Raw genomic sequence first — 279 nt, forward strand, 5'->3', positions numbered from 1 at the left:
CAAGATGCATCGCGGCGGCAAGGGAGCGAATCCCCGGGAGCATAGCAAACTATGTGACCGGGGTGAGTGAGTGCAGCCAACAAAGAGGCAACTTGAAAGATGACGGGTATAAACATAAAACACAATATGCCATGATGATTAAGCTTAATAAAAAACAGGCGAAAAAAGGGTTTTACAGGTTTTACAGGTTTTACAGGTTTTACAGGTTTTACAGGTTTTACAGGTTTTACAGGTTTTACAGGTTTTACAGGTTTTACAGGTTTTACAGGTTTTACAGGT

1 protein-coding gene is annotated in these 279 nt (G+C 41.2%); it reads right to left on the minus strand.

Translation table 11 applies throughout. The features are described from left to right. The coding region (locus tag SLS51_RS23640; protein ID WP_323840896.1) for a hypothetical protein at positions 1–279 on the minus strand (279 nt) is incomplete at both ends.

Origin of the sequence: Photorhabdus africana, assembly GCF_035181445.1 — a bacterium.
Lineage (GTDB): Bacteria > Pseudomonadota > Gammaproteobacteria > Enterobacterales > Enterobacteriaceae > Photorhabdus > Photorhabdus laumondii.